The 25,812-nt window shown below is 53.2% G+C and carries 30 protein-coding genes; 13 read left to right on the top strand and 17 right to left on the bottom strand.

What is annotated here, in order from left to right; genetic code table 11:
• Positions 1–4 precede the first annotated feature (4 nt).
• Positions 5–508: a hypothetical protein gene (locus RO22_RS00810; protein ID WP_041157305.1), complete on the bottom strand. Its 504-nt coding sequence runs from the start codon at positions 506–508 to the stop codon at positions 5–7.
• Between the two features lie 106 nt (positions 509–614).
• On the opposite strand from RO22_RS00810, the gene RO22_RS00805 reads away from it, so the two are divergent.
• From RO22_RS00805 to RO22_RS00795, 3 genes are all read left to right on the top strand, one after another.
• A complete protein-coding gene (locus tag RO22_RS00805) occupies positions 615–1,529 on the top strand; it encodes an AEC family transporter (RefSeq protein ID WP_009286215.1) in 915 nt (304 codons plus the stop codon).
• Between the two features lie 529 nt (positions 1,530–2,058).
• Positions 2,059–2,223 (top strand): hypothetical protein, encoded by a 165-nt coding sequence (locus RO22_RS23985; RefSeq protein ID WP_231500633.1) that lies wholly within the window; start codon positions 2,059–2,061, stop codon positions 2,221–2,223.
• Positions 2,224–2,268: 45 nt separating this feature from the next.
• A complete protein-coding gene (locus RO22_RS00795) occupies positions 2,269–2,871 on the top strand; it encodes a glutathione S-transferase family protein (RefSeq protein ID WP_022521263.1) in 603 nt (200 codons plus the stop codon).
• A 6-nt stretch (positions 2,872–2,877) separates the two neighbouring features.
• Here RO22_RS00795 and trmB read toward each other — a convergent pair whose 3' ends face one another.
• From trmB to thiS, 3 genes are read right to left on the bottom strand one after another with little or no spacing between them, the layout of a single operon-like run.
• Entirely contained in the window at positions 2,878–3,648 is a 771-nt protein-coding gene (gene trmB, locus RO22_RS00790; RefSeq protein WP_041157304.1) for a tRNA (guanosine(46)-N7)-methyltransferase TrmB, read from the bottom strand.
• Positions 3,649–3,663: 15 nt separating this feature from the next.
• A complete protein-coding gene (locus tag RO22_RS00785; protein WP_041157303.1) occupies positions 3,664–4,473 on the bottom strand; it encodes a thiazole synthase in 810 nt (269 codons plus the stop codon).
• 10 nt (positions 4,474–4,483) lie between these two features.
• Positions 4,484–4,690: a sulfur carrier protein ThiS gene (gene thiS / locus RO22_RS00780; RefSeq protein WP_022521266.1), complete on the bottom strand. Its 207-nt coding sequence runs from the start codon at positions 4,688–4,690 to the stop codon at positions 4,484–4,486.
• A 137-nt stretch (positions 4,691–4,827) separates the two neighbouring features.
• Between thiS and RO22_RS00775 the strand changes: the two genes are divergently transcribed.
• Positions 4,828–5,211 carry a DUF423 domain-containing protein gene (locus RO22_RS00775; RefSeq protein ID WP_027957973.1) on the top strand — a complete coding sequence of 128 codons (384 nt, stop codon included), beginning with the start codon at positions 4,828–4,830 and terminating at the stop codon, positions 5,209–5,211.
• Between the two features lie 461 nt (positions 5,212–5,672).
• On the opposite strand, the gene RO22_RS00765 is transcribed toward RO22_RS00775, so the two are convergent.
• The 4 genes from RO22_RS00765 to RO22_RS00750 form a co-directional block, all read right to left on the bottom strand.
• Positions 5,673–7,343: a phosphoethanolamine transferase gene (locus tag RO22_RS00765; RefSeq protein ID WP_041157302.1), complete on the bottom strand. Its 1,671-nt coding sequence runs from the start codon at positions 7,341–7,343 to the stop codon at positions 5,673–5,675.
• Positions 7,344–7,367: 24 nt separating this feature from the next.
• Positions 7,368–8,054: a phosphatase PAP2 family protein gene (locus RO22_RS00760; RefSeq protein WP_041157301.1), complete on the bottom strand. Its 687-nt coding sequence runs from the start codon at positions 8,052–8,054 to the stop codon at positions 7,368–7,370.
• The gene (locus RO22_RS00755; protein WP_235270458.1) at positions 8,036–8,413 is read right to left on the bottom strand and encodes a diacylglycerol kinase; all 378 of its coding nucleotides are present in this window, start codon (positions 8,411–8,413) and stop codon (positions 8,036–8,038) included. Before RO22_RS00755 ends, RO22_RS00760 begins: the two co-directional genes overlap by 19 nt.
• Before the next feature lie 77 nt (positions 8,414–8,490).
• Positions 8,491–9,681 carry a glycosyltransferase family 9 protein gene (locus RO22_RS00750; protein WP_041157300.1) on the bottom strand — a complete coding sequence of 397 codons (1,191 nt, stop codon included), beginning with the start codon at positions 9,679–9,681 and terminating at the stop codon, positions 8,491–8,493.
• Positions 9,682–9,898: 217 nt separating this feature from the next.
• Between RO22_RS00750 and RO22_RS00745 the strand changes: the two genes are divergently transcribed.
• From RO22_RS00745 to RO22_RS00735, 3 genes are all read left to right on the top strand, one after another.
• Positions 9,899–10,561 carry a response regulator transcription factor gene (locus RO22_RS00745; protein ID WP_009286204.1) on the top strand — a complete coding sequence of 221 codons (663 nt, stop codon included), beginning with the start codon at positions 9,899–9,901 and terminating at the stop codon, positions 10,559–10,561.
• On the top strand, positions 10,558–11,970 hold the full coding sequence (locus RO22_RS00740) for an ATP-binding protein (protein WP_041157299.1): 1,413 nt from the start codon (positions 10,558–10,560) through the stop codon (positions 11,968–11,970). Before RO22_RS00745 ends, RO22_RS00740 begins: the two co-directional genes overlap by 4 nt.
• A 234-nt stretch (positions 11,971–12,204) precedes the next feature.
• Positions 12,205–12,648 carry a DUF411 domain-containing protein gene (locus RO22_RS00735; protein ID WP_027957966.1) on the top strand — a complete coding sequence of 148 codons (444 nt, stop codon included), beginning with the start codon at positions 12,205–12,207 and terminating at the stop codon, positions 12,646–12,648.
• 11 nt (positions 12,649–12,659) lie between these two features.
• Here the strand turns inward: RO22_RS00735 and RO22_RS00730 are convergent, their stop codons facing one another.
• Positions 12,660–13,076, bottom strand: a complete 417-nt coding sequence (locus tag RO22_RS00730) for a PaaI family thioesterase (RefSeq protein ID WP_027957965.1) — start codon at positions 13,074–13,076, stop codon at positions 12,660–12,662.
• Positions 13,077–13,146: 70 nt separating this feature from the next.
• The gene (locus RO22_RS00725; RefSeq protein ID WP_041157298.1) at positions 13,147–15,333 is read right to left on the bottom strand and encodes a malate synthase G; all 2,187 of its coding nucleotides are present in this window, start codon (positions 15,331–15,333) and stop codon (positions 13,147–13,149) included.
• Positions 15,334–15,550: 217 nt separating this feature from the next.
• Between RO22_RS00725 and RO22_RS00720 the strand changes: the two genes are divergently transcribed.
• Positions 15,551–16,534, top strand: a complete 984-nt coding sequence (locus tag RO22_RS00720; protein WP_041157297.1) for an alpha/beta hydrolase — start codon at positions 15,551–15,553, stop codon at positions 16,532–16,534.
• Between the two features lie 72 nt (positions 16,535–16,606).
• Here the strand turns inward: RO22_RS00720 and RO22_RS00715 are convergent, their stop codons facing one another.
• Positions 16,607–17,509, bottom strand: coding sequence for a LysR family transcriptional regulator (locus RO22_RS00715; protein WP_041157296.1), 903 nt, complete (start codon positions 17,507–17,509; stop codon positions 16,607–16,609).
• A gap of 140 nt (positions 17,510–17,649) precedes the next feature.
• Between RO22_RS00715 and wrbA the strand changes: the two genes are divergently transcribed.
• Positions 17,650–18,261, top strand: coding sequence for an NAD(P)H:quinone oxidoreductase (gene wrbA, locus RO22_RS00710; protein ID WP_022521275.1), 612 nt, complete (start codon positions 17,650–17,652; stop codon positions 18,259–18,261).
• 15 nt (positions 18,262–18,276) lie between these two features.
• Entirely contained in the window at positions 18,277–18,912 is a 636-nt protein-coding gene (locus tag RO22_RS00705; RefSeq protein WP_041157295.1) for a DsbA family protein, read from the top strand.
• Positions 18,913–18,989: 77 nt separating this feature from the next.
• Here the strand turns inward: RO22_RS00705 and RO22_RS00700 are convergent, their stop codons facing one another.
• The gene (locus RO22_RS00700) at positions 18,990–20,300 is read right to left on the bottom strand and encodes an esterase-like activity of phytase family protein (RefSeq protein WP_027957963.1); all 1,311 of its coding nucleotides are present in this window, start codon (positions 20,298–20,300) and stop codon (positions 18,990–18,992) included.
• Between the two features lie 219 nt (positions 20,301–20,519).
• On the opposite strand from RO22_RS00700, the gene RO22_RS00695 reads away from it, so the two are divergent.
• Positions 20,520–21,098 carry an NADPH-dependent FMN reductase gene (locus RO22_RS00695; protein WP_022521278.1) on the top strand — a complete coding sequence of 193 codons (579 nt, stop codon included), beginning with the start codon at positions 20,520–20,522 and terminating at the stop codon, positions 21,096–21,098.
• 110 nt (positions 21,099–21,208) lie between these two features.
• Here the strand turns inward: RO22_RS00695 and RO22_RS00690 are convergent, their stop codons facing one another.
• Together RO22_RS00690 and RO22_RS00685 are read right to left on the bottom strand one after the other, a co-directional pair.
• Positions 21,209–21,469 carry a HigA family addiction module antitoxin gene (locus RO22_RS00690; protein WP_041157294.1) on the bottom strand — a complete coding sequence of 87 codons (261 nt, stop codon included), beginning with the start codon at positions 21,467–21,469 and terminating at the stop codon, positions 21,209–21,211.
• A gap of 42 nt (positions 21,470–21,511) precedes the next feature.
• Entirely contained in the window at positions 21,512–23,062 is a 1,551-nt protein-coding gene (locus RO22_RS00685) for a YifB family Mg chelatase-like AAA ATPase (RefSeq protein ID WP_268747773.1), read from the bottom strand.
• 166 nt (positions 23,063–23,228) lie between these two features.
• On the opposite strand from RO22_RS00685, the gene RO22_RS00680 reads away from it, so the two are divergent.
• On the top strand, positions 23,229–23,561 hold the full coding sequence (locus RO22_RS00680; protein ID WP_027957950.1) for a type II toxin-antitoxin system PrlF family antitoxin: 333 nt from the start codon (positions 23,229–23,231) through the stop codon (positions 23,559–23,561).
• Positions 23,562–23,740: 179 nt separating this feature from the next.
• Here the strand turns inward: RO22_RS00680 and RO22_RS23980 are convergent, their stop codons facing one another.
• The gene (locus RO22_RS23980; protein WP_081742675.1) at positions 23,741–24,211 is read right to left on the bottom strand and encodes an OsmC family protein; all 471 of its coding nucleotides are present in this window, start codon (positions 24,209–24,211) and stop codon (positions 23,741–23,743) included.
• A 63-nt stretch (positions 24,212–24,274) separates the two neighbouring features.
• Here RO22_RS23980 and RO22_RS00675 point away from each other — a divergent pair, with 63 nt between their 5' ends.
• Complete coding sequence (locus RO22_RS00675; protein WP_027957949.1) at positions 24,275–24,880, top strand: GntR family transcriptional regulator; 606 nt, start codon at positions 24,275–24,277, stop codon at positions 24,878–24,880.
• A gap of 102 nt (positions 24,881–24,982) precedes the next feature.
• Here the strand turns inward: RO22_RS00675 and RO22_RS00670 are convergent, their stop codons facing one another.
• The gene (locus tag RO22_RS00670) at positions 24,983–25,483 is read right to left on the bottom strand and encodes a GNAT family N-acetyltransferase (protein WP_027957948.1); all 501 of its coding nucleotides are present in this window, start codon (positions 25,481–25,483) and stop codon (positions 24,983–24,985) included.
• Entirely contained in the window at positions 25,480–25,767 is a 288-nt protein-coding gene (locus tag RO22_RS00665) for a DUF1778 domain-containing protein (RefSeq protein ID WP_027957947.1), read from the bottom strand. Before RO22_RS00665 ends, RO22_RS00670 begins: the two co-directional genes overlap by 4 nt.
• Positions 25,768–25,812: the final 45 nt, after the last annotated feature.

The following is a 25,812-nucleotide window of genomic DNA, read 5'->3' as shown; positions in this document are numbered from 1 at the left end:
TGCGTTAACTCCGAATTACGTCAAAATCGAACCAACTGCCTACCTTGCCTTCTGCGGTTTCCAGTATGACACGTGCACGCCAAGGCATAACGCTTTGAGTGCAAATCCCTACTTGACCGTGACCTTGAAAATGGCCGGGTGCACCTGCGCTAAGGGCAAAACGGTGTAGCCCCAAATCCATATCTCGACCAATAAAATCTACCTCGACCTGGGTGGCCGTTACACCATCGACTTCCACTTCCAGTGGTAATATCTCCAGTGCATCGATTCGCCCATTTGCCTGAACCGCGAGCGTGATGCTGCCCTTATCGCCCAAAGTGGCGGAGCAGGGCGCTGCATGCAGGTTACAGCTTGATGTGGGTGGAAACCATGTCACATCACTGTCGCGGTGGAGCCAATGTGAAAAGGCATACCACGCGCAGGCCGCTAGCGCCAAGCCAGTGACCAATATCAGTACCCTTAAGGCAGGAAAGCCCGCTGAGTGTGCAGGTTTTGATGTCATCTTCATGGCAGAATAATCGCTACGCAAGCCGTGGGGCGGGGAATCATTGCCATGGTAACAGTAATCGCACCGATATCGCTGTGCTGGGATGTCGCAGGCAAAAGGGACATAAATGGAGAGTATCACTGGCGCTTTAGGCCCACTATTTCTGTTGATCTTACTGGGCGCCGTGCTTGGCTATTGGCGCTGGCCCAGCGACACCTTTTGGCCGCAGATGGAGCGGCTGATCTACTTTGTGCTGTTTCCCGCCATGCTGGTAAGCACCTTGGCCACTGCGGATGTAAGCCGAGTGCCGGTCGGCCGCTTGGCGCTGGTGCTGCTGGGCGCGATGGCGCTGTTTGGCTTGCTGCTCTGGCGTTTACGTGGCTGGCTACAGCTAACGCCTGCGGCGTTTACGTCGGTATTTCAAGGCGCGGTACGTTTTAATACCTATGTGGGCGTTGCTGGCGCCGCCGCGCTACACGGCAGCTTAGGAGCGACCACCGCAGCCGTCGCCGTGGCACTAATGGTGCCAGTAGTTAACGTGATGTGTGTGGCCAGCTTTGTCGCCGCTGGCACACTCGGCGGTGCTAGCGTAGGTAAAAGTGCGATGGCGCTGATTAAAAACCCATTGATCCTTGCCTGCTTGGCGGGCATTGGTCTGAACCTTACGAACGTTGGTTTGCCCGGCTGGAGTCAAGATACGGTAGAGCTACTGGGGCGTGCGGCGCTGCCGTTGGGGTTGGTGGCCGTGGGTGTGGCGCTGCGCCCAGCGGCACTGCTACGCATTGACCGCGGCGTGCTGGCCACCAATGGCGTTAAACTGCTGCTCATGCCCGCGCTGGTATTGGCATTCACCTGGATCTTGCAGCTGGATCCCGTAAGCCGCGACGTAGCGCTGCTGTTTGCAGCACTGCCCACCGCCACCTCGGCGTATATCCTAGCCCGTCAACTGGGTGGCGATGCCGAGTTGATGGCGGCGATCATTACGGGCCAAACCCTATTGGCCATGCTCACCCTGCCTTTTTGGCTGCAGCTGGTTAGTTGACAGCGAGGCTGCAAAGTTAAATAAAAAATATTCGCATTTGTATTGACGAGGTAAATGAGAACCATTACAGTGTGGTTGTCAGCGTTTGATGAGACGCTGACAACCAGGACAGCTGTTGATTTCAGAATCAGCGCCAGTTTACTGTCATGGTTTCTCCCTCTCATTGCTAGTCACGGTCTTTTTGCCGCTCCAATGGAGCGGCTTTCTTTTTTATGGGTTCCAGTTTCTTATTCATCTCCTGCGGGTGCGATCTTTGCTATCAGCAAGTGGTAATAAAAAATATTCGTATTTGTATTGACGCGGTAAATGAGAACTATTACATTGTGGTTGTCAGCGTTTGATGAGACGCTGGCAACCATGACAGAAACCGCCAGTTTCCTGTCATGGTTTCTCCCTCTCATTGCTAGTCACGGTCTTTTTGCCGCTCCATTGGAGCGGCTTTCTTTTTTCTACCCCTCTATCATTCATCATCCCGTTTCTAGTGCCTCAGATTAAAAGGTACTGCCCGTTAACGCCTGAGACTCACCATTTGATTGATGCTGACGCCATCGCGCAAATCGTGATCACCGGTCATCAAACGTTCTTCACTGCCGAGGCGCTGACTAATATCGCCGAGACCACGCTGGCGAATATCGACGCTTTTGAAAGCGGAAGTGGCACCATGCATCGGGTAGTTAACGCTAAACTGGACTAGCCTTAAGTCGCTTAGCGATCTTTTTAAAATAAACATGAGGCCGTCATGCAGCTCTATTTAAATACCTCTTCTCCCTATGCACGTGTTGTGCGCGTGTGTCTCTATGAAAAGCAACTGATCGAGCGCACTGAGCTTTGCTGGTGTGACCCTTGGGCGGCGGATAGCGAGCTTGTACAGATTACGCCGCTTAGCCGTATTCCAACGCTGGTAACCGATGAAGGAGACGTCATCACCGAGTCGTTGTTGATTGCTCACTATCTGGATGCAGTGGGTGAAGGGCCATCTCTGATGCCCAGTAAAGCACTAGCTGAAACCCTGGCGCTGGCAGGGTTGGGGCAGGGCTTGATGGACGCCGCTTTCAACGTGGTGATCGGCCGTAAGTATGCTGGTAATGAAGTGGATACGACGCTGTTGGGGCAGCGCCGTTTAAAAGCGATCGAACGCACTTTGATAACACTCAATGCCCACCCCAGCGTGCTGGCAGGTAGTGCCCAGCGTACCCTGGGGGCGATTACCGTTGCCGTTGCACTGGCTTATATCAGTTTCCGCCTACCGGCCTTTGATTGGCAAAACCGCTACCCGACGCTACATGCCTGGCAGGCGAAGGTGGTGGAGGGCGAGAGCTTTGCGCTTACCACGTTTGAATAGCGCAGGTTAATCACGCCGCTCGTAGATCAAATCCCAAACCCCATGGCCGAGTTTCTCGCCGCGGGCTTCAAACTTGGTCAATGGGCGGAACGCCGGGCGCGGCACATACGGGGCGGTTTCCGCGCTGGCGGTATTGGCATAGCCGGGGGCCGCTTCCATTACCTCGGCCATCCACTCTGCGTAGGCTTCCCAGTCGGTGGCCATATGGAAGGTGCCGCCAGGCATCAGGCGAGTGCGAATCAGCTCAACAAAGGCAGGCTGTACGATGCGCCGTTTGTGGTGCTTCTTCTTCGGCCAGGGGTCGGGGAAGAATAGCTGTAGCGTGGTTAGCGAGCCTTCGGGCAGGCACTGCTCAAGCACTGCCAGGGCGTCCTCGCGGTAAACGCGCAGGTTAGTCAGGCCGCGCTTATCAACTTCATCGAGCAGTTTGCCAACGCCAGGAGCGTGGACTTCGATGCCGATAAAGTCGGTGTCTGGGTGAGTCTCGGCCTGTTCTATCAGCGAGTTGCCCATGCCAAAACCGATTTCCACTACCCGCGGTGCCTGACGGCCAAACAGCGCGTCCAAATCTTGGCGGCCGTCTGCGATGGTCAGGCCAAAACGCGGCCAAATATCTTCTAAGCCACGGTTTTGCGCCTGGGTCATACGGCCCGCGCGGATCACATAGCTTTTAATGCCGCGGCGATGCAGCGGTGCATCCGTACCTTCCGGCCCTGTAGTGGCGTTGCTTTCGGGCGCGGTGTGACTTTCTGGTACGGTATCGTTGGGTTCAGTCATGGGGTCTCGAATCAATTAACCGTTAATACGGCCAGCGAAAGGTGAAGAAGGATCGGCGGCTTGGCGGCGCGGCATACGGCCGGCTAGAAACGCATCGCGCCCGGCCTCCACGGCCAGCTTCATGGCGTTGGCCATGCGTAGCGGCTCGCGGGCGTGGGCAATGGCGGTATTAAGCAGTACGCCGTCGCAGCCTAGCTCCATGGCCATGGCAGCATCAGAAGCGGTGCCAATGCCCGCGTCCACGAGTACCGGTACCTTGCTCTGTTCCACAATCAAGCGCACGTTGTGTGGGTTTTGAATGCCGTGGCCCGAACCGATCAGCGAGCCCAGCGGCATGATGGCGCAGCAGCCCATGGCTTCTAGTTCGCGTGCCACAATAGGATCGTCGCTGGTGTACACCATGACGTCAAAGCCATCGGCGAGCAGCGTTTCAGCGGCTTTTAGCGTCTCGACCACATTGGGGTAAAGCGTATGATCGTCGCCGAGCACTTCCAGCTTGACCAGATTGTGACCGTCGAGCAGCTCGCGGGCCAGGCGGCAGGTGCGCACCGCATCTTTAGCGGTGTAGCAACCGGCGGTATTGGGCAGCAGGGTGTAGCGATCGGGGGAAATAGCGTCTAACAGGTTGGGCGCATCGGCGTCCTGGCCTAAATTAGTACGGCGTACCGCAAAGGTCACAATTTCAGCGCCACTTTGGGCAATGGCGGCGCCGGTTTCGGTAAAGTCTTTGTACTTGCCAGTGCCCACCAGCAGGCGCGATTGAAAATCGCGTCCGGCGATGGTTAGCGGGGTATCGGCTAGCGCTACATGCGTTTGTTGGGTCATAGTGTTTCCTCTAACCGCCGCCAATCGCGTGGACAACTTCTACGTGGTCGCCATCGACCAGGCGGGTGTCGGCGTGCTGGCTGCGGGGGACGATCTCTTCGTTAATTTCGACGGCGATACGACGACCGCTAAGGCCCAGCTGTTCAACTAAGTCAGCGGCGGTTAGGCCGGTCGACAGCGTATGGGGTTCACCGTTTAGACGTATCTGGATAGACATAGATAGGCGTGTCTCATTCGTCGTGGTAGTTCGTTCTCTAAGGCATTCTCTATTGTAGCGGTTTCACACCGCGCAAGGTAAGCCGTAGGTGCAAACAGCGTGATGTATGCCAACCATAATAGGAGTAGGAGAGCAGCGTGCAGCGAACAGATAAAGTGTGGTGGTGTATAGCGGCCCTTTCAGGCGCCATACTGGTGATGCTAGGCGCCTATGCAGCCCATGGTTTGGCGGCGCGCACCACAGAAGCGATGGTGAGTGCCGTTGAAACCGGTGTGCGTTACCAGGCCTGGCACACGCTGGCCATCATGATCGTGCTGGTATGGCGCCAAGTGCAGCCGCTTGCCGGACAGCGTTGGGTGCTGGCGCTGTGGGCGCTAGGCATGGGCTGCTTTTCAGGCTCGCTCTACCTGATGGTGCTGGCAGGACTGAATCTTGGCATTGTCACTCCTATTGGCGGGCTGCTGTTGATGGCCGGTTGGCTGGCGCTTGGGGTGATAGCGTTATTATGCAGCCGCACTTAACAGGTAGCAGTTAGATTAAAAGATATAAAACAACCACAGTACCAACGCCTGCCATACCTATCGCGTCCAGTGTCTCTATCACCTCGCCCCGTAAAGGGTAAATACGGCTACACATAGCTGTGCTTGTATTGCCTAACCTCAATAGCTGCGCTGTGCTGCTAACCCCAATACTGAAAATAGCGATAATGACTTCAAGTGACTCTATCTCAAATAGCATAAGGAGAGCGCTTAGCAAGCTGATTAAAACTACGCATAACCGAAATGAAAACCATTGCTTGAAAATGAGAGCAGTATCATCCTTATTTATCGAATCCTCAGGTGCTGTCTTTTTTGTTGATAAGAGCCGCCTTTCAAAAAACGGGTGAGTCTTTGATAAAAGAGTTATGAGCATGCCGACGCACCTGAGTTGTGATGAAGCTGAATCAATTTTGCCACTGAATAATTACCGATTACTTACGCGTTTAACTGCTGTTGGGTTGTCGGCACGTTTGGCTAATATCTTGTTCCTGCTGGTAGACAGTACTTGATACGCCAAGCAAACCCAACACGCTGTGAAATAGGTTGTCGTGTGAGGCGGCTTTGTCGGAAATCTGGTGTAAGCAGTCCGTATCTAGCCCTTGCTGCTGTGAAAAGGTGCTGGAAAGCCACCAAACCATAGGCACATGCGTCTGTTCGTCGGGGGCAATGGCGTAGGGAATGCCGTGCAAATAAAGCCCTTTTTCACCCAGTGATTCACCATGATCAGAGAGATAGATCATCGCAGCTGCGTAGTCATCCTGGCGCTTTAACGTCTCAATTACCTGATTCAACACAGTGTCGGTATATAGAATGGCATTGTCGTAGCTATTGGTAATGGCATCTCTTGAGCACTTCGCTAAATCAGCGGTGGTGCAAGCAGGAACAAAACGTTCGTAGTCAGCAGGGTAACGCTGGTAATAGCTGGGGCCATGGTTGCCTAGCTGATGCAGCACTATCACCTGATCAGTTGGGGTGCTGCTAATTTGCATGGTTAAGGCTTGAACCAGTGCCTCGTCCAAGCAGCGCCCATCTTGGCATAAAGAAGCGTAGTCCTCTGGAGAGAGTGCTTTTGTCGTCACTCCTTCGCAGACGCCTTTGCAGCCCGACTGGTTATCAAGCCAGGTGACCTCTAAACCGGCGTGTGCTAATACGTCCAGTAAGGATTCATGTTGCTGAGCATAGAATTTAACGTAATCGGCACGCCCCGGTAATGAAAACATGCAGGGTAATGAGGCAGCCGTGCTGGTGCCGCATGCGGTAACGTCTGAAAAATTAATAACGTCGGGCTGTTGGGCAAGTTTGGGCGTGGTTTGACGTTCATAACCATTTAACCCCCAATTCGCCGCCCGCGCCGTTTCGCCCACCACGATGACGAGCAGCGTGGGTTTGTCACCCACTTGTGAACTGATACGGGCATCTTCTCCCACTGGGGAGCGCACCGTATTTGCGGAAGCGTGCTGGCTGAAAACTGCCTGCGCCATCGAAACAATATAATTGCCTGGAGTCACCAAGTAGCGAAGCTCTTTATTGTTGCGCATGAGTGACGATACTTCTTGATAAGATAAGACGATCGCTAACAGCAATATAGTCGTACTGGCGAGGTAATAAGCTGAGCGGCGCAAAACAGCCTTCTTCCAGGTTGAAGGCGCGATTTTAACTCTCCAAATGATAAGGGTAGGCAAACCAAAAAAGATTGCCAAATGAATCAGCAAGCCAGCTGTAAGAAGCTCCCGTGCTTCGTTAGTATCCGTTTGAAGCACATTGTCTAACATTGAAGTATCAAAATAGGTGCCATAGTAAGTGGTAAAGTAGCTGACGAAGGCGGCTATTAGAAACAGTAAGATTAATAGGGGTTTTACCAATGTTCGAACAGCAAGGCTAACGAAGACCAAAAAATGAATGCAGGTCATTACCAAAAACATATTGGCGAAGGTAAGCCACGTCTGAACTGCAAGAAGATCATAGCCAACAAGGGCTTGTTGCCAAAAAGGCGCATTGTAAAAAACACTGAATATGACAACGGCCCATAAGACAAGTTGCTCCGTGCTCAATATGGGACGATAATGCCCAGCGGTGTAAACAATTTTTAAAGGCAAGGACAACAAAGGGGGCATCGAAAGGCTCTCTGTGTGAAAAAATTAATGCACTCTGGGAGGTAATAAAAATCTTGAAAGGGCAAAGCTTACAGTCCAGCAAATCATGATGGTCCAGAGGTCGTGGGACAGAAAGTGCGCCCCGCGTAACTGTTGAGTGATCCCAAACGTAAGGCCAAGCCCTAAACCCAGCACAAGCCCTGCCCATCGCCAGCGGGGCAGTGTGGCGGCCAAAAAGAAGTAAAGTGCTATCCACGTATATCCTGCGCTGGCATGCCCGGCTGGAAAGCAAGCGGACGCTGGCATTACAGGAGGGCGTATGTCGAGCAAGCCAATAAAGTTTCGTTCCCCTCCATAGCGAATTAAATCCCAAGGGCATTCCATGCTCACCAGGTGCTTAATAGTCGCCACAAGTAATGCCGAAACAAGCGTTGCAGAAAAAAGATAAAAAAGTGGAGTGCGATAGTCTTTAAGACGAGTAGCAGTGGTGCTTAGTATCAATAGAAGAAGTGTGGCTAATCCCATAGCCAGACTTAGCCACTTACCGCCTTTGTGAAGAATATCTTGGGTAATTAAGGTGTCTTTCCATGCCCAAGTATTATCCTGAAGATGATATATAAAATCAGCTAGCGAAAAATCTATGCCTAAAACACTAAAAACTGACATGGCTGCCAAAAATAAAAGCCAAACAGTTACCAAGGGTTTGAGGGAGTTTAGTTTAGCAGTACGCATAGCCACACACCGACCATCATGAGAATTGTCAACATGGCGGCGGCTGCTCCCATGTCTTTAGCTCGCCCACTAAGTTCGTTATTTTCAAGTCCGATGCGGTCAATAGTGTTTTCGATGGCGGAGTTGATGAGTTCCACTATCAATACAGATGTAAGTGAAAAAAACAGCAACGCTTTTTCCACGCAAGTGACATTAACAAAAAATATAAAGGGGTAGAGGATGAGGCATAGCAATACCTCTTGCCTAAAAGCGGATTCATTTTTCCAGCAAGCTTCTAAACCAGAAACTGCATTAATAGAAGCACGGAAAATACGTTTAAAACCCTTGCCATTGGGTTTTGGCGTAGTGGAAATATGCAAGGCGGTAGACTCGGTGACGTAATATTAGGGCCACTATAAAGCGCAAAACTTAACGAATAGTTATGCGCTTTCATTCATTAACGGGCGTACGTATGGACTGCACTAGGTGGTGGTGTTACGTACTGTTTTGGATAGTATTTTACAGAGTTCGGCTGACCGGGGGGCGTTGAGGCTTGCCCGTCAACATTAGCTTGTATGGCTTCTACTACCGTGTTGATCTCAGGGCGCCAAAGGATGGTGTCATAGGATTCTCGAGGTACGAAGGCGAGAGATTTTTGCTGGCGTACCAGGGATATTGTGGGGACGTCGAGCGCTGCCGCTAAATGCATAGGCCCTGAGTCTGGTGTCACGAGTAATTGGGCACGCTCCAAAACGGCGGCAAAGTGACGGATAGGAAGAGGTGGGCATAAGCTGCCGTAGAGGGAGGACTTTAAACGCTGCTCAATAGGTGCTAGAAGCCTAAACTCCTCGGGCCCAAGGAAAACGACATAGCGTATTTTGTGGGCTTCCATGGCATCGATGAGCATTAGCCAAAATGCCAACGGCCAACGTTTGTTTTGATGCCCACCTACGAAGATAGCAATAAAGTCAGTATCTGATGGGTGATCGCTATGAAGACTGGTTAGCTGTCTTATCTTCGTCATTGCCTGAGAGCGCTCCTGCTTCGTTAGCTGGAGCAATGGCCGATTACGGCAAGCGACACCGAGCTGATGTGTTAAATTAATGATGGCATCGTAGGCATGTGATGACTTCCCTTCCGCCTCAATGCTGTACCATCGCTGGTGACCTTTACGTGAACCCATGCTATACCGTGCCCCTATTAACTGGGTCACTATAAAACCGCTCGTTGATCCTCCGCTCACTTGTACCGCTAGATCATAACGTTGAGCCCTTAGGTGTCGTAATAATGTCACACACTTCCAAGGATGAAGGATCGCGGATCTCGACAGTAAATAAAAATGGTCAATAGGTCGTTGTTGCAACAGTGGAAAAGTTTTATCCGTCGCTAGATAGTCTATGCGTGCGGAAGGAAAACGTTCACGAAAAGCATCAATGACAGGGGTGCTGATTAGCGCATTTCCCAGACGAAAATTGGGGCGAATAATTAGAATTTTTTCTATACCCACAAGGCTGTCGATGGTTTCTGGCGCAGGCGGTTTGACGATATACCGTATACCTCTCAGTAAATATCGTTTCATTCCTTTTTCTAAACCACGAGCCATTATTTTTAAGTAATAGTTTGTTCTAATGAGGGTTAGTAAATGCATGCTCTGGCGCTCTTTTGGCTTTTCCCACGTCGGAAGAGGCAGCATGAGCCTAATAACTTAAAGAAGAGTTAAACTGTGTAAGAGCTTTACAAAAATAGGGTGGTAGGCTTACTGGTTTAGTTTAGACGAAACTACTTTGTGGGTTATAAGTCTCCGTATTTAAGAAAAGCTTAAGTTTTGGCATCCACGATAAAGGTTTGACGATTGAGGAAGCAAAATGCGCGCACTGCTGATAGAAGACGATCCCCTGCTTGGGGATGGCATTAAGACAGCCCTGGAGCGAGAGGGGTATACAGTCGATTGGTTTATGCTTGGGCGTGAAGCAATCAATGCTGTCAATAGCGAGACCTTCAGTGTGATTATTTTGGATCTTGGGCTGCCCGATATGGACGGTATGCAGGTACTGCATTTACTCCGTCAGCAATCAACTCTGCCTATTCTGATTTTGACGGCCCGTGATGCGATGGAAGACCGTATTGGCGGCTTAGATGCTGGGGCGGATGACTATGTACTCAAGCCATTTAATTTGCAGGAGTTGCTTGCCCGTTTGCGTGTCGTAATGCGGCGCGCTGAGGGACGCGCCTCGCAGATGTTGACGCTGGGTGCACTGAGTATTGATGAGGCTCGTCATGCGGTGAGTTGGCGGGGCAAAGACGTAAAGTTGGGCCGACGGGAGTATGCCTTGTTGTTAGAGCTAGCTAGGCATCCCGACAGAGTGCTATCTCGTCCTCGTTTAGAAAGTTTGCTTTACGGTTGGGGCGATGAGATAGAGTCCAATGCGGTGGAAGTTCACATTCATCATCTGCGTAAAAAACTTGAAAAACATTTGATCATTAATGTGCGCGGAATTGGCTACCGGCTGGATAGCCAAGCACAATGATATCGATACGGCGTTATCTACTTCGTACCCTGGCCATTACCATGGTTGTCGCCGGGGGAGTTGCGGTTACCGCGGCCTACTTAATTACGGATCACGAGCTAGAAGAAATTCTCGATACACAGCTTAGTCTGCATAGCCGGATTGTGGCTGGCCAACTCGATCCCAACGCGACCATTGACGACTATGCTCGACTGGCTTCGCGCATGGGCCTTCCAGAACATCCGGCTCAGCTATATCGCGACGGTAACGCAGTGCCCGACAGCAGCTTTGAATCAGGTATCAAGCTTTACCACGAGGAAGAGCTTAAATTAGTACTGGGTTTTTGGAATGCCGATGGCTCACCCAGGCTTCTAGGGGGCAAATGGAATGATGCCGGGCCTTTCCCCGCGCCTTTAGAGGAGGGTTTTCGTTGGGAAAGCTACGATGGTCATCGTTGGCGGGTTTTCAGCATGTTCGATGTTGCCAGCAATACCTGGATCAGCATGGGGCTGCGAGGTTCGTTTCATGATGAAGTGGTGGAGCGCATCACCTGGAACAATTTATTGCCGATGCTCTTTTTGCTTCCACTCCTCCTTTGGCTGATGAGTCGTATTATCCGGCGAGGTATTGCGCCCATTCAAGCGCTTTCCAACCAAGTACAAGGCCGCTCCGCCCACGACCTGCGTAAAATTGATGACCCGGTTCCTCAAGAGCTTAATGAATTACGCCAATCGCTAAACGACTTTATCGCCCGGTTGAAAGAAACGTTAGAGCGCGAGAGGCGCTTTACAGCAGATGCGGCCCATGAATTACGTACTCCCTTAGCAGCGCTGAGAATTCATCTGGATAACGCGCAGGAGGGGGGAGAGCAATCATTAAAAAAGGCTTATATCGGAGTAGAACGGCTGCAGCGGGTGGTAGAACAACTGCTTATTTTGGCTCGTTTGGATCAAGTAGCCACAACCTCACCGGCCACTATCGATCTCTATCCTATTGTTGCTGAATTGGTAGCAGAGCTATGGCCACTCGCTGAAGAGCGAGATCAGCATTTGAGGCTAACAGGATTAACCCGGCTGGAGGTTCGCGCCGACGAAGTCGAGGTGGGCATTCTCTTTCGTAACTTACTGGATAATGCCTTGCGCTATACGCCAGAAGGCGGCTGGGTGGAGGTAGAATTGGCGCTTGAGGAGGGTTTTCCTCAACTTATTGTGAAAGATACTGGCCCCGGACTCCCCGAGGCACTATTGGATAAAGTCACTGAGCGCTTTAGGCGCGCGTCTGGTCAGGGTACTACCGGCAGCGGATTGGGTTTGTCGATTGTTTCGGAGTTGGCTCAGCGCCAAGACGCACGCCTTGCACTTAGTAACCGCATGCCCAACGGGCTAGCGGTCAGTGTTACGTGGGGAAAAAACAAGCTGCAAGCCATCTAAGGTAGGTGAGGGCTGTGGGTTATATTTTCCTCTATGCATGCGCCCAAAGTCAGATTTGCGTCTATTTTGCCGCTTGACCTTGGGGCTACCTATAGGTTGTAAGATAAAAAGTTAATGGATGCCACTAACTTTTTTGTTGATAGAGCTTATGACTGAGGGCCTATGGCTGATAGAGCTGGGTATAGTCCTGCTGGCCAGCTATTGGTTTAGTCACACACCTCAAGGAGATCGCTCATGAAACGTTTTACCGCTACGGTTTTATCTAGTGCTTTACTCCTAGGAGCCGCCTCGGCTCAAGCTGCGTTGCCGGACGAGGCCACATTGTATAAAAACCCCCAGTGCGGTTGCTGTGACGAATATGCGCGCCATCTTGAAGAGCTTGGTGTAGAAGTGACGATTGTAGATGACGTAGAGCTGGGGGATATCAAGCAGCAGGCGGGTGTGCCCTATGGTTTGGGGTCGTGTCATACCATCGAAATAGGTGACTACTGGATTGAAGGCCATGTGCCGATGGGAGCGGTTACCAAGCTGTTTGAAGAGCAACCCGACATAGATGGCATTGGCCTGGCGGGGATGCCCATCGGTACGCCGGGTATGCCGGGGCCTCAGAGCGAGCCCTATAACGTTTACGCCTTTAGCGACCAACAAGATGAGCCGTTTATGACGTTGGCGCCGTAATTGACGGTCCCTTAAGGCTTTTCGGGCAGCGCATAGCTGGCGGTGACATGCACCACGGGGCGCGTTTCGTCGCTGACTGAGAAGAGTTGAACTTCGCCCACCGCTAAGCGGCGGCCGAGTTTGATCAGCTTGGCGTGGGCGATAATGTCATGATCACCTGACGCTGCGCGGAGGAAGTGGCAGTTTAAGTCGCTGGTCACCGCCATGGGTTCGGGGCCAATCTGCGCCAATATCGCCACATACATAGCTACATCCGCAAAGCCCATCATGGTGGGCCCGGAAACCCGCGGGCCGGGGCGCAGATGCTCGTTGCCGATCTTCAAGCGCAGGGTCGCCGTCATTTCGCCCACGCTCTCTATCTTGCCCATCCGCTGGGGAAACACTTCGTCTAAAAAGTGTTCGATTTGCTCGGCAGTCATTATGGTCATTGTTGTTTTCCTTTATAAAAAAGCCCCGAGGGATGAACCTCGAGGCTGATTACACCATAAAACGAACTTACTATGCCTTATGCACCTGGGCCTTATGCACCTGACGCCACTCGTGGAGTAGCGGCTCGGTGTAGCCGGAAGGCTGTACGCGGCCTTTGAAGATCAGGTCGGAGGCGGCTTTGAAAGCGGTGGAGCCTTCAAAATCGGCGCTCATGGCGGTGTAGGTGGGGTCGTCAGCGTTCTGCTCGTCGACTACCTTGGCCATGCGCTTGAGGGTCTCTTCCACTCGCGGTGCATCGACAATGCCGTGGTGTAGCCAGTTGGCAATGTGCTGGCTGGAGATACGCAGCGTGGCGCGGTCTTCCATCAGGCCTACGTTGTGGATATCCGGCACTTTCGAGCAACCGACGCCGTGCTCTACCCAGCGAACTACGTAGCCGAGAATACCCTGGCAGTTGTTATCCAGCTCCTGCTGCTTCTCTTCATCTGACCAGTTGGCGTTTTCCGCTACTGGCACGGTGAGTAGGTCGTCCAGGTAGTCGGGCTCACCCAACGCTTCCAGCTCGCGCTGAACGTCGGTGACGTTGACCTGATGATAGTGCAGCGCGTGAAGCGCAGCGGCCGTAGGTGAAGGCACCCAAGCCGTGTTGGCACCCGCTTTCGGATGGCCGATTTTCTGCTCTAGCATGTTGTGCATCAGGTCAGGCATGGCCCACATGCCTTTACCAATCTGGGCACGACCGCGCAGACCGCAGGCAAGGCCCACTTGCACGTTGCTCTTCTCGTAGGCCTGAATCCAAGCGGCGCTTTTCATGTCGCCCTTGCGCACCATGGGACCCGCTTCCATGGCGGTATGCATTTCGTCGCCGGTACGGTCGAGGAAGCCGGTGTTGATAAATGCCACCCGTGAAGCCGCTTCAGCGATACACGCCTTGAGGTTAACGGTGGTGCGACGCTCTTCGTCCATGATACCCATTTTCAGGGTGTCGCGGTTCATGCCCAAAATGTCTTCAACGCGGCTAAACAGCTCGTTGGCGAAGGCAACTTCTTTAGGGCCGTGCATCTTCGGCTTGACGATATAAACAGAGCCAGTGCGCGAGTTGCGCGGCTGGTCAGCGTCTTTCTTCAGATCATGCAACGCGAGCAGCGAGGTAACCACGGCATCAAGGATACCTTCCGGCAGCTCGTTACCGTTCTCATCCAAAATCGCCGGTGTGGTCATTAAGTGACCCACATTGCGCACGAACATCAGCGAACGGCCGGGCAGCGTGACGCTGCTGCCATCGGTGGTTTGCCAGGTGCGGTCGGCGTTCAGCTTGCGGGTAAACGTCTTGCCGCCTTTTTCGATCTTCTCTTCCAGATCGCCCTTCATCAGGCCCAGCCAGTTACTGTAAACGCCCACCTTGTCTTCTGAATCCACTGCGGCAACGGAGTCTTCGCAATCCATGATGGCGGTCAGGGCGGCTTCCACCACGACATCTTTAACGCCTGCCGGGTCGGTTTTGCCGATGGCGTCGTTAGGGTCGATCTGGATTTCCAGGTGCAGGCCGTTGTTCCCCAACAGAATCGCGTCGGGTTTCGCCGCTTCGCCGTTAAAACCGATCAGCTTGCCGGAATCCTTCAAGCCGGTTTCACGACCACCTTCCAGCGTTACTACCAAGTGCTCATCACGAATGGCGTAGTTCACCGCATCCCGGTGCGAGCCAGTCGCCAGCGGTGCCGCGCGGTCAAGCACGCCACGGGCGTAGGCAATCACTTTGGCGCCACGTTTCGGGTTAAAGCTGGTGCCTTTCTCCGCGCCATCCTCTTCGGAAATCGCATCGGTGCCGTACAGGGCGTCGTAAAGGCTGCCCCAGCGGGCGTTCGCCGCGTTCAGCGCATAGCGTGCGTTGCTCACCGGCACAACCAACTGCGGGCCTGCCTGAACGGCAACTTCACGGTCAACGTTGGCGGTGGTCGCTTTTACGTTAGCCGGCGCTTCTGCCAGGTAGCCAACCTCTTTCAGGAAGCGGCGGTATCCCGGCATATCGGTGACCGGGCCGGGGTTTTCCCGGTGCCATGCATCTAGCTTCTCTTGCAGCGTGTCGCGCTCTTCGAGCAATTGACGATTTTTAGGGGTCAAATCATGAAACAGGGCATCCACACCGGCCCAAAAGGCGTTTTCATCAACACCTGTTCCCGGTAGCGCCTGCTCATTTATAAAACGATCTAGATCGGCTGCCACCTGTAAACGGTGGCGCGTGATACGCTCGCTCATGGGGTTTCTCCTGTGAGGATGCCAGTGGGTGATGTGTTTGCTACGGTCAGCGTAAAATGTATTTATGGAAAATAATTCCACACCTGGCCGGGCATGTAAACAGCGTAGACCCTAATGCGCTAAAATGCTCGACCAAATGACTAGGCATTTGGTTCTGAAAGCGCGAAACATCAGCCGTGCCTAGGTCAAAGGGCAATGGCGTTATGGAGAAACATCGATGAGTGATTTCCAACATCTGGAAGGCTTGTTTCGCCACGCCTCGGGCGATACCGCCCTTAGCCGCCTGTTGCCTGGGGAATTATTGGCAAACGCCATGCAAGACTATTTCCACCACTATGGCTTGGAAGCACTGCTGTTAGATACCAGTGAAGTGCATGCAGGCTTTATCGATACGGGGCGCTTTGCGCTGTGGTGCCAAGTGTGGAGCCCCCCGCAGCCGGTGGGCACTGCCTTTGTGGTGCACGGCTATTTCGATCATATGGGGTTATATCGCCATTTGCTTGAACGCCTGCTGGCTAAGGGTTGGCGAGTGGTGCTGTGGGATCTTCCCGGCCACGGCCTTTCCAGCGGTGCGCGGGCGGCAATAGAAGATTTCGATGATTATCAGCACTGCCTGGCTCACTTGCAGATGACTCTAAAGAGCCAAGGCATGGCGCCTGAGCCGTGGTTAGGCGTGGGCCAGAGTACCGGTGGGGCGATTCTGGCTACCGATGCACTCACCCGTCGTGGGGCTTCCGGCTGGTCGGGTTTGGTGCTGCTGGCGCCCCTGGTGCGGCCTTGGGGATGGAGCCAAACCAGCTGGCTGCACTTGATTGCCAGCCCGTTTGTAAAAGAGTTGCCGCGTAAATATCGCCCCAACTCTACCGACGAGCAGTTCACCGAGTTTCTACGCGAGGGTGACCCGCTGCAGCCCGAGCGTTTGAGCGTTGCCTGGGTGAGCGCCATGCGCCGCTGGATGCCTCGCCTACTGGCCCAGGAGCCCAACCCGCTGCCTACCCTGATACTCCAGGGCGAGCAGGATTTGACCGTCGATTGGGAGTGGAATTTAGCGATTTTGGCGAAGAAGTTTCCCAATGCCGAAATTCACCGCCACCCGGAAGCTCGCCACCACTTGGTAAATGAGGCAGATCCCATTCGTGAAGTGCTGTTTGAAGCGCTGGATAATTTTGTAGATGGGTTTGTCGATAGTGTTAGTAAATAACGTCGGCAATTCCAGACCCTAGAGGCATCCCTGGATCTAGGGCCCTGTTCTACCCTCTCAATGAGCCCTGCTTTACCCCCAGGGCGGTGTGCCGCCGAGCTGATTTACCATGAAGTCTACAAAGCAGCGTACCTTTGGCGAGAGGTAGCGGCTGGCTGGATAGAGAATATAGAGGCCTTGCTCAGGGGGGCGGTATGTCGGCATTATTTCAATCAAGCGCCCAGCCTTGAGATCCGCACTGACTACGAAGGTCGGGGTTAGAGAAATGCCCATGCCCGCAAGCAGCGCTTCTCGCAGGGCGATGCTGCTATTGGCGGTCAGGGTTGCTTTCACTCGCTGTTCGATAGTCTGCCCTGCATAGCCAAGGCTCCACACTTCCGGTGCGGCGCCCAGGCTGTAGAGCAGGCATTTATGCTCAGAAAGTGCTTGAGGTGTTGTCGGTTCGCCGAATCGCTCGAGATAGCCTGGCGAGGCGCACAATACGCGATGAATGCTTTGTAGTCGGCGTGCGATCAGTGATGAATCTTCCAGTGGGTCACCGGCACGTAAGGCGACGTCGAATCCTTCCTCCACCAACGCTACGCGGCGGTCATTCATAACCAGTTCGATGTTGATTTCCGGGTAGCGCTCGGCAAATACGGGGATCAAAGGCGCGATATGCAAAAGCCCCAGCGACATGGGGCAGTTGATCTTAAGAGATCCCCGCGGGATTGCTTGGTGAACTCCCAACGCTAGCTCGGTTTCTTCAATGTCGTCGAGGATGCAGGCGCAGCGTTCGTAGTACGCCCGCCCCGCATCGGTAAGGCTCAGCCGCCGGGTGGTACGCGTCAACAGCGTTACCCCAAGGCTGGCCTCCAGTTCCGCTACCTGTTTACTCACAGCGCCGTTGGAGAGCCGCTGGTCGTTCGCGGCCGCAGAAAAGCTCTGCAGCTCTACGACTCGCCGAAAGGTGCGCATTGCCGTCAGCTTATCCATGCATTGTTTCCAGTAAGGAAAATATCATTTTCGAATACTACTGATTATCTCTATTTAAACAAAGCTTATCCTGGGATTCATGGCATCGACGAGATCGCCTACTCAGAACGTATTCGAATAGCAACGCATGGAGAATCACGATGACCCGGGTACTAGTCCTTTATTATTCAACCTATGGCCATATCGAGACGATGGCTGACGCTGTAGCGAAAGGCGCGGCCAGCATCCCTGGCACTGAAGTGACCATCAAACGCGTGCCAGAACTGATGCCAGAAGAGGTCGCCCTCAAGGCGGGGGCTAAATTGGATCAGTCTGCGCCTATCGCCGAGCCGAGTGAACTGGCTGATTACGATGCCATTATTTTCGGCACGCCCACTCGCTTTGGCAATATGGCCTCCCAGATGCGCAATTTCTTAGATCAAACCGGTGGACTCTGGGCTAAGGGGGCGCTTATCGGCAAAGTTGGTGCAGCATTCACTTCCACCGCGAGTCAGCATGGAGGTCAAGAGAGCACCCTATTGTCCTTCCATACCACCTTGTTACACCACGGCATGGTCATCGTGGGGGTACCTTATTCTTGTCCCGACCTTACGACGATGGACGAGATCAGCGGAGGCACACCCTATGGCGCATCAACCTTGGCGGCGACAGATGGCTCGCGGCAGCCGTCGGCGGTAGAGCTGCGCATTGCTGAATTTCAGGGTCAGCACGTGGCATCCATTGCGCGTTCGCTCAGTTCACACAACGATTAGAGGGGGAGGTGAGACATGCATCCATTAAAGGTGGTGTTTGTGCACGATGTTGTTTGCGGTTGGTGTTACCTTCTCTCTCCCCGGCTGCACTCGCTTGCCAAGCAGTTGAACCTGGATGTGCATCACCAGTGCTTTACGCTTCAAGCAAGTAGAAAAGCCATGCTAGAAGCCTTCGGCTCTATGGGTGATGCCAAAGAAACAATTCTCGGTCATTGGGAAAAATGCGTTGCCGCAGAGGATACCCCGCGTATCAACATTGATGGTATGCGTGCCCAAACCTTCGAGTATCCTCACGGGATGCCTGGCGCGCTGGCGTGTAAGGCGGCTGAAATGCAGGCAGGTCAACAAGGGCACTGGCGTATGTTTGATCGTGTTCAGTACGCGCACCTGACGGAGAGCCGCAATATCGGTGATAGCCAGGTGCTGCGATCACTGGCTGAAGAAATCGGGCTCGACATGGTTCGTTATGATCTAGACGTGCTCTCGGAAACAACTCAGCAGGCGGTGAAAAAGGATCACCACCTCGCGTCCAAGTTGGGAGTTCAGTCGGTGCCGACATTGATTGTTGAAGACAGATGGCTGATTAATGGTGCGCAACCGATAGAAAGCCTGCGTCTCCAGTTACAGGAAGTCCGCCAGCATATTGGCTGAATTTGTCGAGAGATTGCTGACGTTTTAACGTGAGGCTAGGGTCATAATTGAGCGCCCCGGCCCCACGCTTGCTCACATTACTGGGCGTTCAGGAAGTCCTCTACATCGAGCAGTATTAGCTCATTATCATCGGCGCGGCCTTGCTGGCGGCCAATCGAGAAAGGGTAGTTGTTGTCATTGGCGACCACGATGGTGCTCTCATCGACACGATCCACGTTTTCAATGGTCACAAAGGGAAAGTTAAAGGTGCCGTTGATCGTGCCGCGCGGTGCAAGGCCCTCTGGATCCTGGATGTCCATCAAGTCGATATAGGCGATTTTCTCAAGCACACCCTGCTCGTCCGTACGTTCGAGATCGACGAGATAGATGCGTTTGAACTCGGCAGGGTTGTCTGCCCACTCTTCTCGCGGGTCGCCCTGGCGGCTATCACGCTCGATGATCAAGCCGCGAGTTCCGCCAATGAGGTTGAAATCGCCGATGGCGTGATCCGCTGATTCCAAGGGGTAGTAGCGGGTTGTGTCGCCCCATTCGCCGGTTTTAGTGTTGAGCTCGAACATTCTTAATACGGGGGTGCCATCAATCGTTTCCGGGGCGTTGGCGTTGCTATCCCAGATGGGCTTTTCCAGTAAGGGGTAGAGGGTTGTTTGGTCTTCGGAGAGCGCCATGCCCTCATAACCACCGGAGCGAAACACCCTCACATCATCAGCGAGAGGCGCGCCAGGGTTCGGGGTGAGGGCAAAGGCATTGTCGGGGGAGCGCATCAGCGTCCCACCAGGATTGGTGGCCAGCACTTGCAGAACTTCGCCCTGATTATCCACCTGGATAATCCACGGGCCAAACTCATCGCCAATCCAGTAGCTATCGCCCACCGGCTGTATCGATTCAATATCGAAATCAGCCCCGGTTAAAAAACGACCAGGAGTGGCTTCATTCATAATCGGGAAGGGCACCTTGCGGTTTGGATCCGAGAGTTGAACGGTTTCCTCGATGATGACACGCCCAGTGTCCCAGTCGGTCTTTATGATGTTAAACATCAGAATGACGTCGGAGGAGTTCGCCTTGGAGCCAAAGCCGTTATCGGTCAACACCAGGAAACGGTCATTGCCAAGTGAGCGAATACCTGAAAAACCCTGCAGGGGCTGGCTGGGGAAGGGTAGCGCTAAGCCGGTGGCTTGCATGTTCGTATACAACTGCTCAACGCGGCCCTCTTGGCCAGTAAAACGGCCTGAGACGTTATAGTGCTCAGCGGCACCGGAAGGAGCTGCCACAAAGGTGCTGCCGGGTAGCTGGGCATGGCCGGACAATGTGGCGGGAAAACTCTGCTGGGCGTGTGCCGCACTGGTAAACGCAAAGGCGAGTAGAGCAGTCGCTAGTAACGGCTTTGTCATCACTATTTCACCATTTCGGAGGAAAAATTAGGGCAGGTGCAGCTTTTGCTAATTTTCATCCGTAATAGTGATAGTTGAATGACAAAGTGCAGACGTTTTAATGGCAGCAGGGTTTCACGTCGAGTCTGGCCCTGAGTCGTAAAATACGTCTTGCTCAACAGGCGTAAATATTAATAAATGGTGTGGCTTTCAAATACATTATTCAAAGAGGAAATGGCAATGGGATCATCGGTCAAAAAGGTACTGGTCTTTGCAGGCAGTGCCCGAGAAGCGTCACTGAACAAGCAGCTAGCCAAGCTGGCCGCCAAGCGTATTGAGGCGCTTGGCGGGGAAGCAACCTTTATCGATTTAAAAGATTATCCCTGCCCACTGTTTGATGAAGATATTGAAGCCCGGGGCGTGCCGGAGAATGTGCTGAAGCTGCGTGAGATTCTGGCGGATCACCAGGCAGTGATGATCGCTTCGCCAGAGTACAACGGCTTTATCACGCCGCTGCTGAAAAACACACTGGACTGGCTGTCACGACCTTATCAGGATACGCCGGGGCTCAAGTTATTTGCCGGTAAGTGGGCAGCGCTGGTGGCGGCTTCCCCTGGTGGGCTAGGTGGCATCCGTGCGCTACCGCTTGGTCAACAACTGTTAGCCAATCTGGGGCTGGTCGTGCTGCCACAGCCATTGTCGCTGGCGAAAGCTGGCAGCGCCTTCAACGATAGTGGCGCGTTACATGATGAAACCACGGGGCAGAAGCTGGATGCGCTGTGTCAGCGCCTAGTGGACTCACTGGCCGCCACCCACTAACCGTCCGGCTTTCGGGGGCTTACGCCCCCCTTTAGCATCCGATCCAGCTGGCGGTATCCAATGGCCTCAATGTAAGTACGGGTGTTTGAGTCGTTAAATGAGAGAGCTGGTCATGCCACTTGGTGACGGCGGGCTTCTTCCAGGTCGTAGGCGTTCTGCAAACGAAGCCAGTAACCTTCGCTCGTGCCGAAGACCTTGGCTAGACGTAAGTCAGTATCTGCCGTAATCGCTCGGCGGCCCAAGGTGATTTCACCAATGCGGGTCGCTGGGACGCCCATCTGCTTAGCCAGCGCATTTTTACTCAGCGCCATTGGCTGCATGAAATCTTCGTACAAAATTTCACCGGGATGGATATTAGGAAGTTTTGCCATTTTGTCACCTCCCTTTATGAGTGGTAATCGACTATTTCAATGCTAAGTCCCTTTTAGCATCCGATCCAGCTGTCGGTATCCAATCGCCTCAATTAGATGCGGCTGGGTGGGTTTGGGTTCGCCCTGAAGGTCGGCAAGGGTCAGGGCTACACGTAGTACGCGGTGATAGGCGCGGGCGGAGAGCTTGAGCTTTTCCAGCACGCCCGCAAGCCAAGCGCGCTCTTCATCGTTAAGCGCGCAGGCGGCTTCCAGGGCTTTGCCGCTTAGCTGGCTATTCAGCGCGCCACGGGCCATTTGGCGTTCTCGGGCGGCCATCACCCGCTCGCGCACGGCTTCTGACGACTCGCCTTGGGTTTGTGCGGTGAGCTGCTCTGGCGGCAGCGCGGGCACTTCCACTTGCAGATCGATACGGTCTAGCAATGGCCCGGAAAGCCGTGCTTGATAACGCTGGATTTGGCTGGCGGTACACTGACAGCGCTGGCGTGGGTCGCCCAAGTGGCCGCAGGGGCAGGGATTCATTGCGGCTACTAACTGAAATTGAGCAGGGTAGCGACGTTCATGACTGGCGCGTGCGAGATGAATCTCGCCGGTTTCCAGCGGTTGCCGAAGTACCTCTAGCACATGGCGGGAAAACTCCGGCAGCTCATCCAAGAACAGCACGCCGTGGTGGGCCAGCGAAATCTCACCGGGTTTGGGTTTTGAGCCGCCACCTACCAGGGCGGCGCCGCTGGCACTGTGATGGGGTTGTCGAAATGGCCTTTTGCCCCAGTCTGCTTCCAGCGGTAGCCCGCAAACCGAACGCACGGCAGCGACTTCCAAGGCATTCTCCTCGGAAAGCGGCGGCAGAATGCCCGGCAGGCGGCTGGCCAGCATGGTTTTACCGGTGCCAGGAGGGCCTGCAAACAACAGGTTATGCCCCCCGGCCGCAGCGACTTCCAGCGCCCGGCGCGCCTGCTGCTGGCCGCGCACATCGGCGAGGTCATCCACCGGGGCGGTGGTTTTCACCGAAGCGCTGAGTTTGTGTGGGGAGATCTTCTCTTGGTCGAGTAGGTGAGCTACTACCTGCCAGAGAGTATCGGCAGGCAGCACCGGCAAATCGCCTGCTAGGGCGGCCTCATCGGCGCAGTCGCGGGGAATGATCAGTGCTTTTTTTGCCCGCCGGGTGGCCAGGGCAAAGGGCAGTATGCCCGGCACCGCGCGCAGTTTGCCATCCAGGGCCAGCTCACCAGCGCACTCCATACCTTCCAGCGCTTCCACGGGAATTTGCCCGGAGGCGGCGAGGATACCTAGGGCAATGGGCAGATCAAAACGGCCACCCTCTTTGGGAAGATCAGCGGGGGCGAGGTTTAAGGTAATACGGCGAGTGTTGGGAAAATCAAAACCCGCATTAACCAGTGCACTGCGCACCCGTTCGCGGCTCTCTTTTACCGTCGTTTCCGGCAAGCCCACTAGCGTTAGACCCGGCAAGCCGTTAGCCAGATGCACCTCAACATGCACCGCCGGTGCATCTAAACCTACGCCTGCCCGCGTGGCTACAATGGCTAGCGTCATTGCACTCCCTCGCTGTTGTTTGCTAAAAGCCCTAAACCCAATGTAAGCGAACTCTACTTTATCTTAAGTGCTTAACCTATCGTAATGAAGAACGCTTTGGTAGCGCTTAAGTGGCCGGTTTAAAATAGTTGGGCAGCTTGTCGAGGTAATGCGGCTGCCTTAAATTATCGCGCATCACTTTTGCATTGCCACTAAGCGGAGAGCGATGATGAGCACTCCCATTGCAGATCACTCTACTCTGACGGATCGCTATCAAACGACTGTTCCAGCATCGATTCGCCGGGCGCTAAAGCTGAAACGGCGAGACCGTATCCACTATTCCGTCCGCTCGAATGGTGAAGTGGTGTTTTCCCGTGCCAGTAATGAGACTAAACATGGTCCTGTGATGGTTAATTTTCTTAACTTTTTAGAGCGCGATCTTCTGGTGTATCCAGAGAGCATTTGTCCTGTTACCGCAGGTAGTTTTGTCGAGGTCGAATGTCTCATCGCAGGCATGGAGGCAGACCTCGAAGAGGTGCTGGAAGAGAATGATGACGAATGAAATCTCTAGCGGTGAATGGATGGACAATCTATGCCCATCCGATGTTTTGGGAAAAAACCGAAATGCTCGCCGCGAAGGTGAAACGGCTGTAAAGATCCCGTCGTCAATTAGGCCAACGCGTAGACGAGCAGAGTAGAACGGTTGATACAAGCATCATCCAGTCGTGGAAATGCTATTAATTAGCTTCCCTCTGTAGTGAAGGTGGGCTCGTAGTTCACAGGAAAATTTATTGATCGTGCAATAAAGCAAACCTCATGTATCCGGTGGTGGATAGCTTCTGCAGCTTGTAAATCAGTCCCTGTCTTCACCGTTATTTGAGGACGCAAAGTAGCGGATGAAAAACGCCCTGCTCCTCCTCGTCCGACCTTTCCTAGCCCGACAGGGTCATCTGCATAAGATGTAACCACGATGCCTTCATCGGACGCATAATGCAGATACCAGAGCATATGGCAGGCAGACAATGCTGATAGCAAAAGGTCTTCTGGATTCATCTTTGTTGGATCACCACCTAGAAGTGGGTCATTAGAACAGTGAATGACAGACTTACCAGCTATGGAAATATCCCAAGTCCGATCAAAATCGTGGTAGCCAGTCGTACCGTTCCCACGACTTCCAGTCCAAACAACATGTGAAGAATATTCATGACCCATGGTTTTGTCTCTTGGTTTTGATAGTATGTATACATGTATACACTTGCGTTGAAGGGAATGACAATGGGTCTTGTCGAAAAAATTCGAATGGAAATTTTAGAAGGACGGTATGCCCCTGGATCGATGCTGCATCAGGCTGCGCTTGCCGCTAAATATGAGGTCAGTCGTATACCTGTGAGAGATGCTTTACAGGCTCTTGCCACGGAGAAGTTAGTCCATGTCATTCCAGGAAAGGGAGCCCGTGTCATCTCTTTAACGTCCGAAGAGCTAGATGAGATCTATGACCTTAGGGTTACACTTGAGTGCGACCTTCTTGAGCGCGCTATCTATCTAGCAAATAACAGTGATCACACGGAAGTTAGCTATGCACTCAAAAAGTCATCCCTGGAAGCGGGACGCCCGGGATGGCAAACAGGAGATTGGCAATTTCACAGAGCGCTTTACTTACCTGCGCGTAGACCGCGTCAGCTAGCCATTGTCGAGGAGTTGCGGACTAGCTGTGCCTTGTATGCTAGCAATTATGAAGATTTATCATCAGAAACTAACCGCTGGTTAGATGATCACGAGGCAATCGTTCGTGCGTTTGTAAATGGTTTGAGCGAAGAGGCCAGCTCCATCCTACGCAGTCACATTATCGCTTCACGCGCTAAGTTAGGTTCTAGTGGCTAAGTATAGGCTGGCAAATAGGTTTTGTCGGAGAGGAAGTTTAATGGAAGGAAAACATACGCTAAGACGATTTGGCTACTACTAATAAATTCTGAGGCAATACATTCAGATGGATTTAAGCGGAAGGAATAGGCGTTGGCTGTCTGAACTGAGAAGCGAGAAACCAAACTGTTCATAAAAGCGCTGTGCTCGCTCATCAATAGCGTCGACTACCATGGCGTAAATGGCGATCTCATCGCTGACAGCCAGCGTTCGCTTAATGGCATCGACCAGCAACATTTTTCCCACCCCGTGGGTCTGGGCGCCTTTATTAACCGCTAACCTGCCGAGCAGGGCTGCTGGGATAGGGTGCCGCGGGAGTTTACGAGCGAGGTCTTGGGGCAATTGCCCGAGTTCAATCGACAGCGTGGAGAGCGTGTAATAGCCCACAATGCTTGTTGGCTGCTCCACCATTGTTGCCACAAATACCCGACTGACACGACGCTTCACATCAAGGCGCGCCTGTTTTTGAATATAGTTATCCAGTGAGGGTACGCCGCAGTGAAACCCTGGCCTGTAGTGATCGCTGTTCAGTGGTCGTATGACCAGGTTTGTATCATCGGTCATTGGCTAGTGACACGCCGGTCATGCTCCTCGAAAGCGGCTGCCAGTTTTTTGTTAAAGCTAACCGGCTTATCCAACGCATGGAAAAAGGCTTCAGCGTCTTGGCTGTTTAGACTCATGGCTTCATGCGCATGAATGGTTTTTTCGGCATGCGCTAACGCGCTGGTCAGAATGAAATTGCTGACGGTTTTCCCTTCGAAGCTTGCCGCGCGTTCAAGCGCCATTTTGGCGCTATGTTTCAACCGGAGATTAATACGCTCTTGTTTGGCATCGGTGGCTACGTTCATGACGGATTCCTGATGTGGTTCATCTAGAATAAATGTACGTCAAAA

The organism is Halomonas sp. KHS3 (genome assembly GCF_000830495.1).
Lineage (GTDB): Bacteria > Pseudomonadota > Gammaproteobacteria > Pseudomonadales > Halomonadaceae > Vreelandella > Vreelandella titanicae.
This window is presented reverse-complemented; position numbering and strand designations above follow the sequence as displayed.

Coding starts and splice junctions, on each gene's coding strand:
- RO22_RS00810 (WP_041157305.1), bottom strand. CDS start 508: ATGAAGATGACATCAAAACCTGCACACTCAGCGGGCTTTCCTGCCTTA.
- RO22_RS00805 (WP_009286215.1), top strand. CDS start 615: ATGGAGAGTATCACTGGCGCTTTAGGCCCACTATTTCTGTTGATCTTA.
- RO22_RS00795 (WP_022521263.1), top strand. CDS start 2,269: ATGCAGCTCTATTTAAATACCTCTTCTCCCTATGCACGTGTTGTGCGC.
- trmB (WP_041157304.1), bottom strand. CDS start 3,648: ATGACTGAACCCAACGATACCGTACCAGAAAGTCACACCGCGCCCGAA.
- RO22_RS00785 (WP_041157303.1), bottom strand. CDS start 4,473: ATGACCCAACAAACGCATGTAGCGCTAGCCGATACCCCGCTAACCATC.
- thiS (WP_022521266.1), bottom strand. CDS start 4,690: ATGTCTATCCAGATACGTCTAAACGGTGAACCCCATACGCTGTCGACC.
- RO22_RS00765 (WP_041157302.1), bottom strand. CDS start 7,343: ATGCCCCCTTTGTTGTCCTTGCCTTTAAAAATTGTTTACACCGCTGGG.
- RO22_RS00760 (WP_041157301.1), bottom strand. CDS start 8,054: ATGCGTACTGCTAAACTAAACTCCCTCAAACCCTTGGTAACTGTTTGG.
- RO22_RS00750 (WP_041157300.1), bottom strand. CDS start 9,681: ATGCATTTACTAACCCTCATTAGAACAAACTATTACTTAAAAATAATG.
- RO22_RS00745 (WP_009286204.1), top strand. CDS start 9,899: ATGCGCGCACTGCTGATAGAAGACGATCCCCTGCTTGGGGATGGCATT.
- RO22_RS00740 (WP_041157299.1), top strand. CDS start 10,558: ATGATATCGATACGGCGTTATCTACTTCGTACCCTGGCCATTACCATG.
- RO22_RS00735 (WP_027957966.1), top strand. CDS start 12,205: ATGAAACGTTTTACCGCTACGGTTTTATCTAGTGCTTTACTCCTAGGA.
- RO22_RS00730 (WP_027957965.1), bottom strand. CDS start 13,076: ATGACCATAATGACTGCCGAGCAAATCGAACACTTTTTAGACGAAGTG.
- RO22_RS00725 (WP_041157298.1), bottom strand. CDS start 15,333: ATGAGCGAGCGTATCACGCGCCACCGTTTACAGGTGGCAGCCGATCTA.
- RO22_RS00720 (WP_041157297.1), top strand. CDS start 15,551: ATGAGTGATTTCCAACATCTGGAAGGCTTGTTTCGCCACGCCTCGGGC.
- RO22_RS00715 (WP_041157296.1), bottom strand. CDS start 17,509: ATGGATAAGCTGACGGCAATGCGCACCTTTCGGCGAGTCGTAGAGCTG.
- wrbA (WP_022521275.1), top strand. CDS start 17,650: ATGACCCGGGTACTAGTCCTTTATTATTCAACCTATGGCCATATCGAG.
- RO22_RS00705 (WP_041157295.1), top strand. CDS start 18,277: ATGCATCCATTAAAGGTGGTGTTTGTGCACGATGTTGTTTGCGGTTGG.
- RO22_RS00700 (WP_027957963.1), bottom strand. CDS start 20,300: ATGACAAAGCCGTTACTAGCGACTGCTCTACTCGCCTTTGCGTTTACC.
- RO22_RS00695 (WP_022521278.1), top strand. CDS start 20,520: ATGGGATCATCGGTCAAAAAGGTACTGGTCTTTGCAGGCAGTGCCCGA.
- RO22_RS00690 (WP_041157294.1), bottom strand. CDS start 21,469: ATGGCAAAACTTCCTAATATCCATCCCGGTGAAATTTTGTACGAAGAT.
- RO22_RS00680 (WP_027957950.1), top strand. CDS start 23,229: ATGAGCACTCCCATTGCAGATCACTCTACTCTGACGGATCGCTATCAA.
- RO22_RS23980 (WP_081742675.1), bottom strand. CDS start 24,211: ATGGGTCATGAATATTCTTCACATGTTGTTTGGACTGGAAGTCGTGGG.
- RO22_RS00675 (WP_027957949.1), top strand. CDS start 24,275: ATGGGTCTTGTCGAAAAAATTCGAATGGAAATTTTAGAAGGACGGTAT.
- RO22_RS00670 (WP_027957948.1), bottom strand. CDS start 25,483: ATGACCGATGATACAAACCTGGTCATACGACCACTGAACAGCGATCAC.
- RO22_RS00665 (WP_027957947.1), bottom strand. CDS start 25,767: ATGAACGTAGCCACCGATGCCAAACAAGAGCGTATTAATCTCCGGTTG.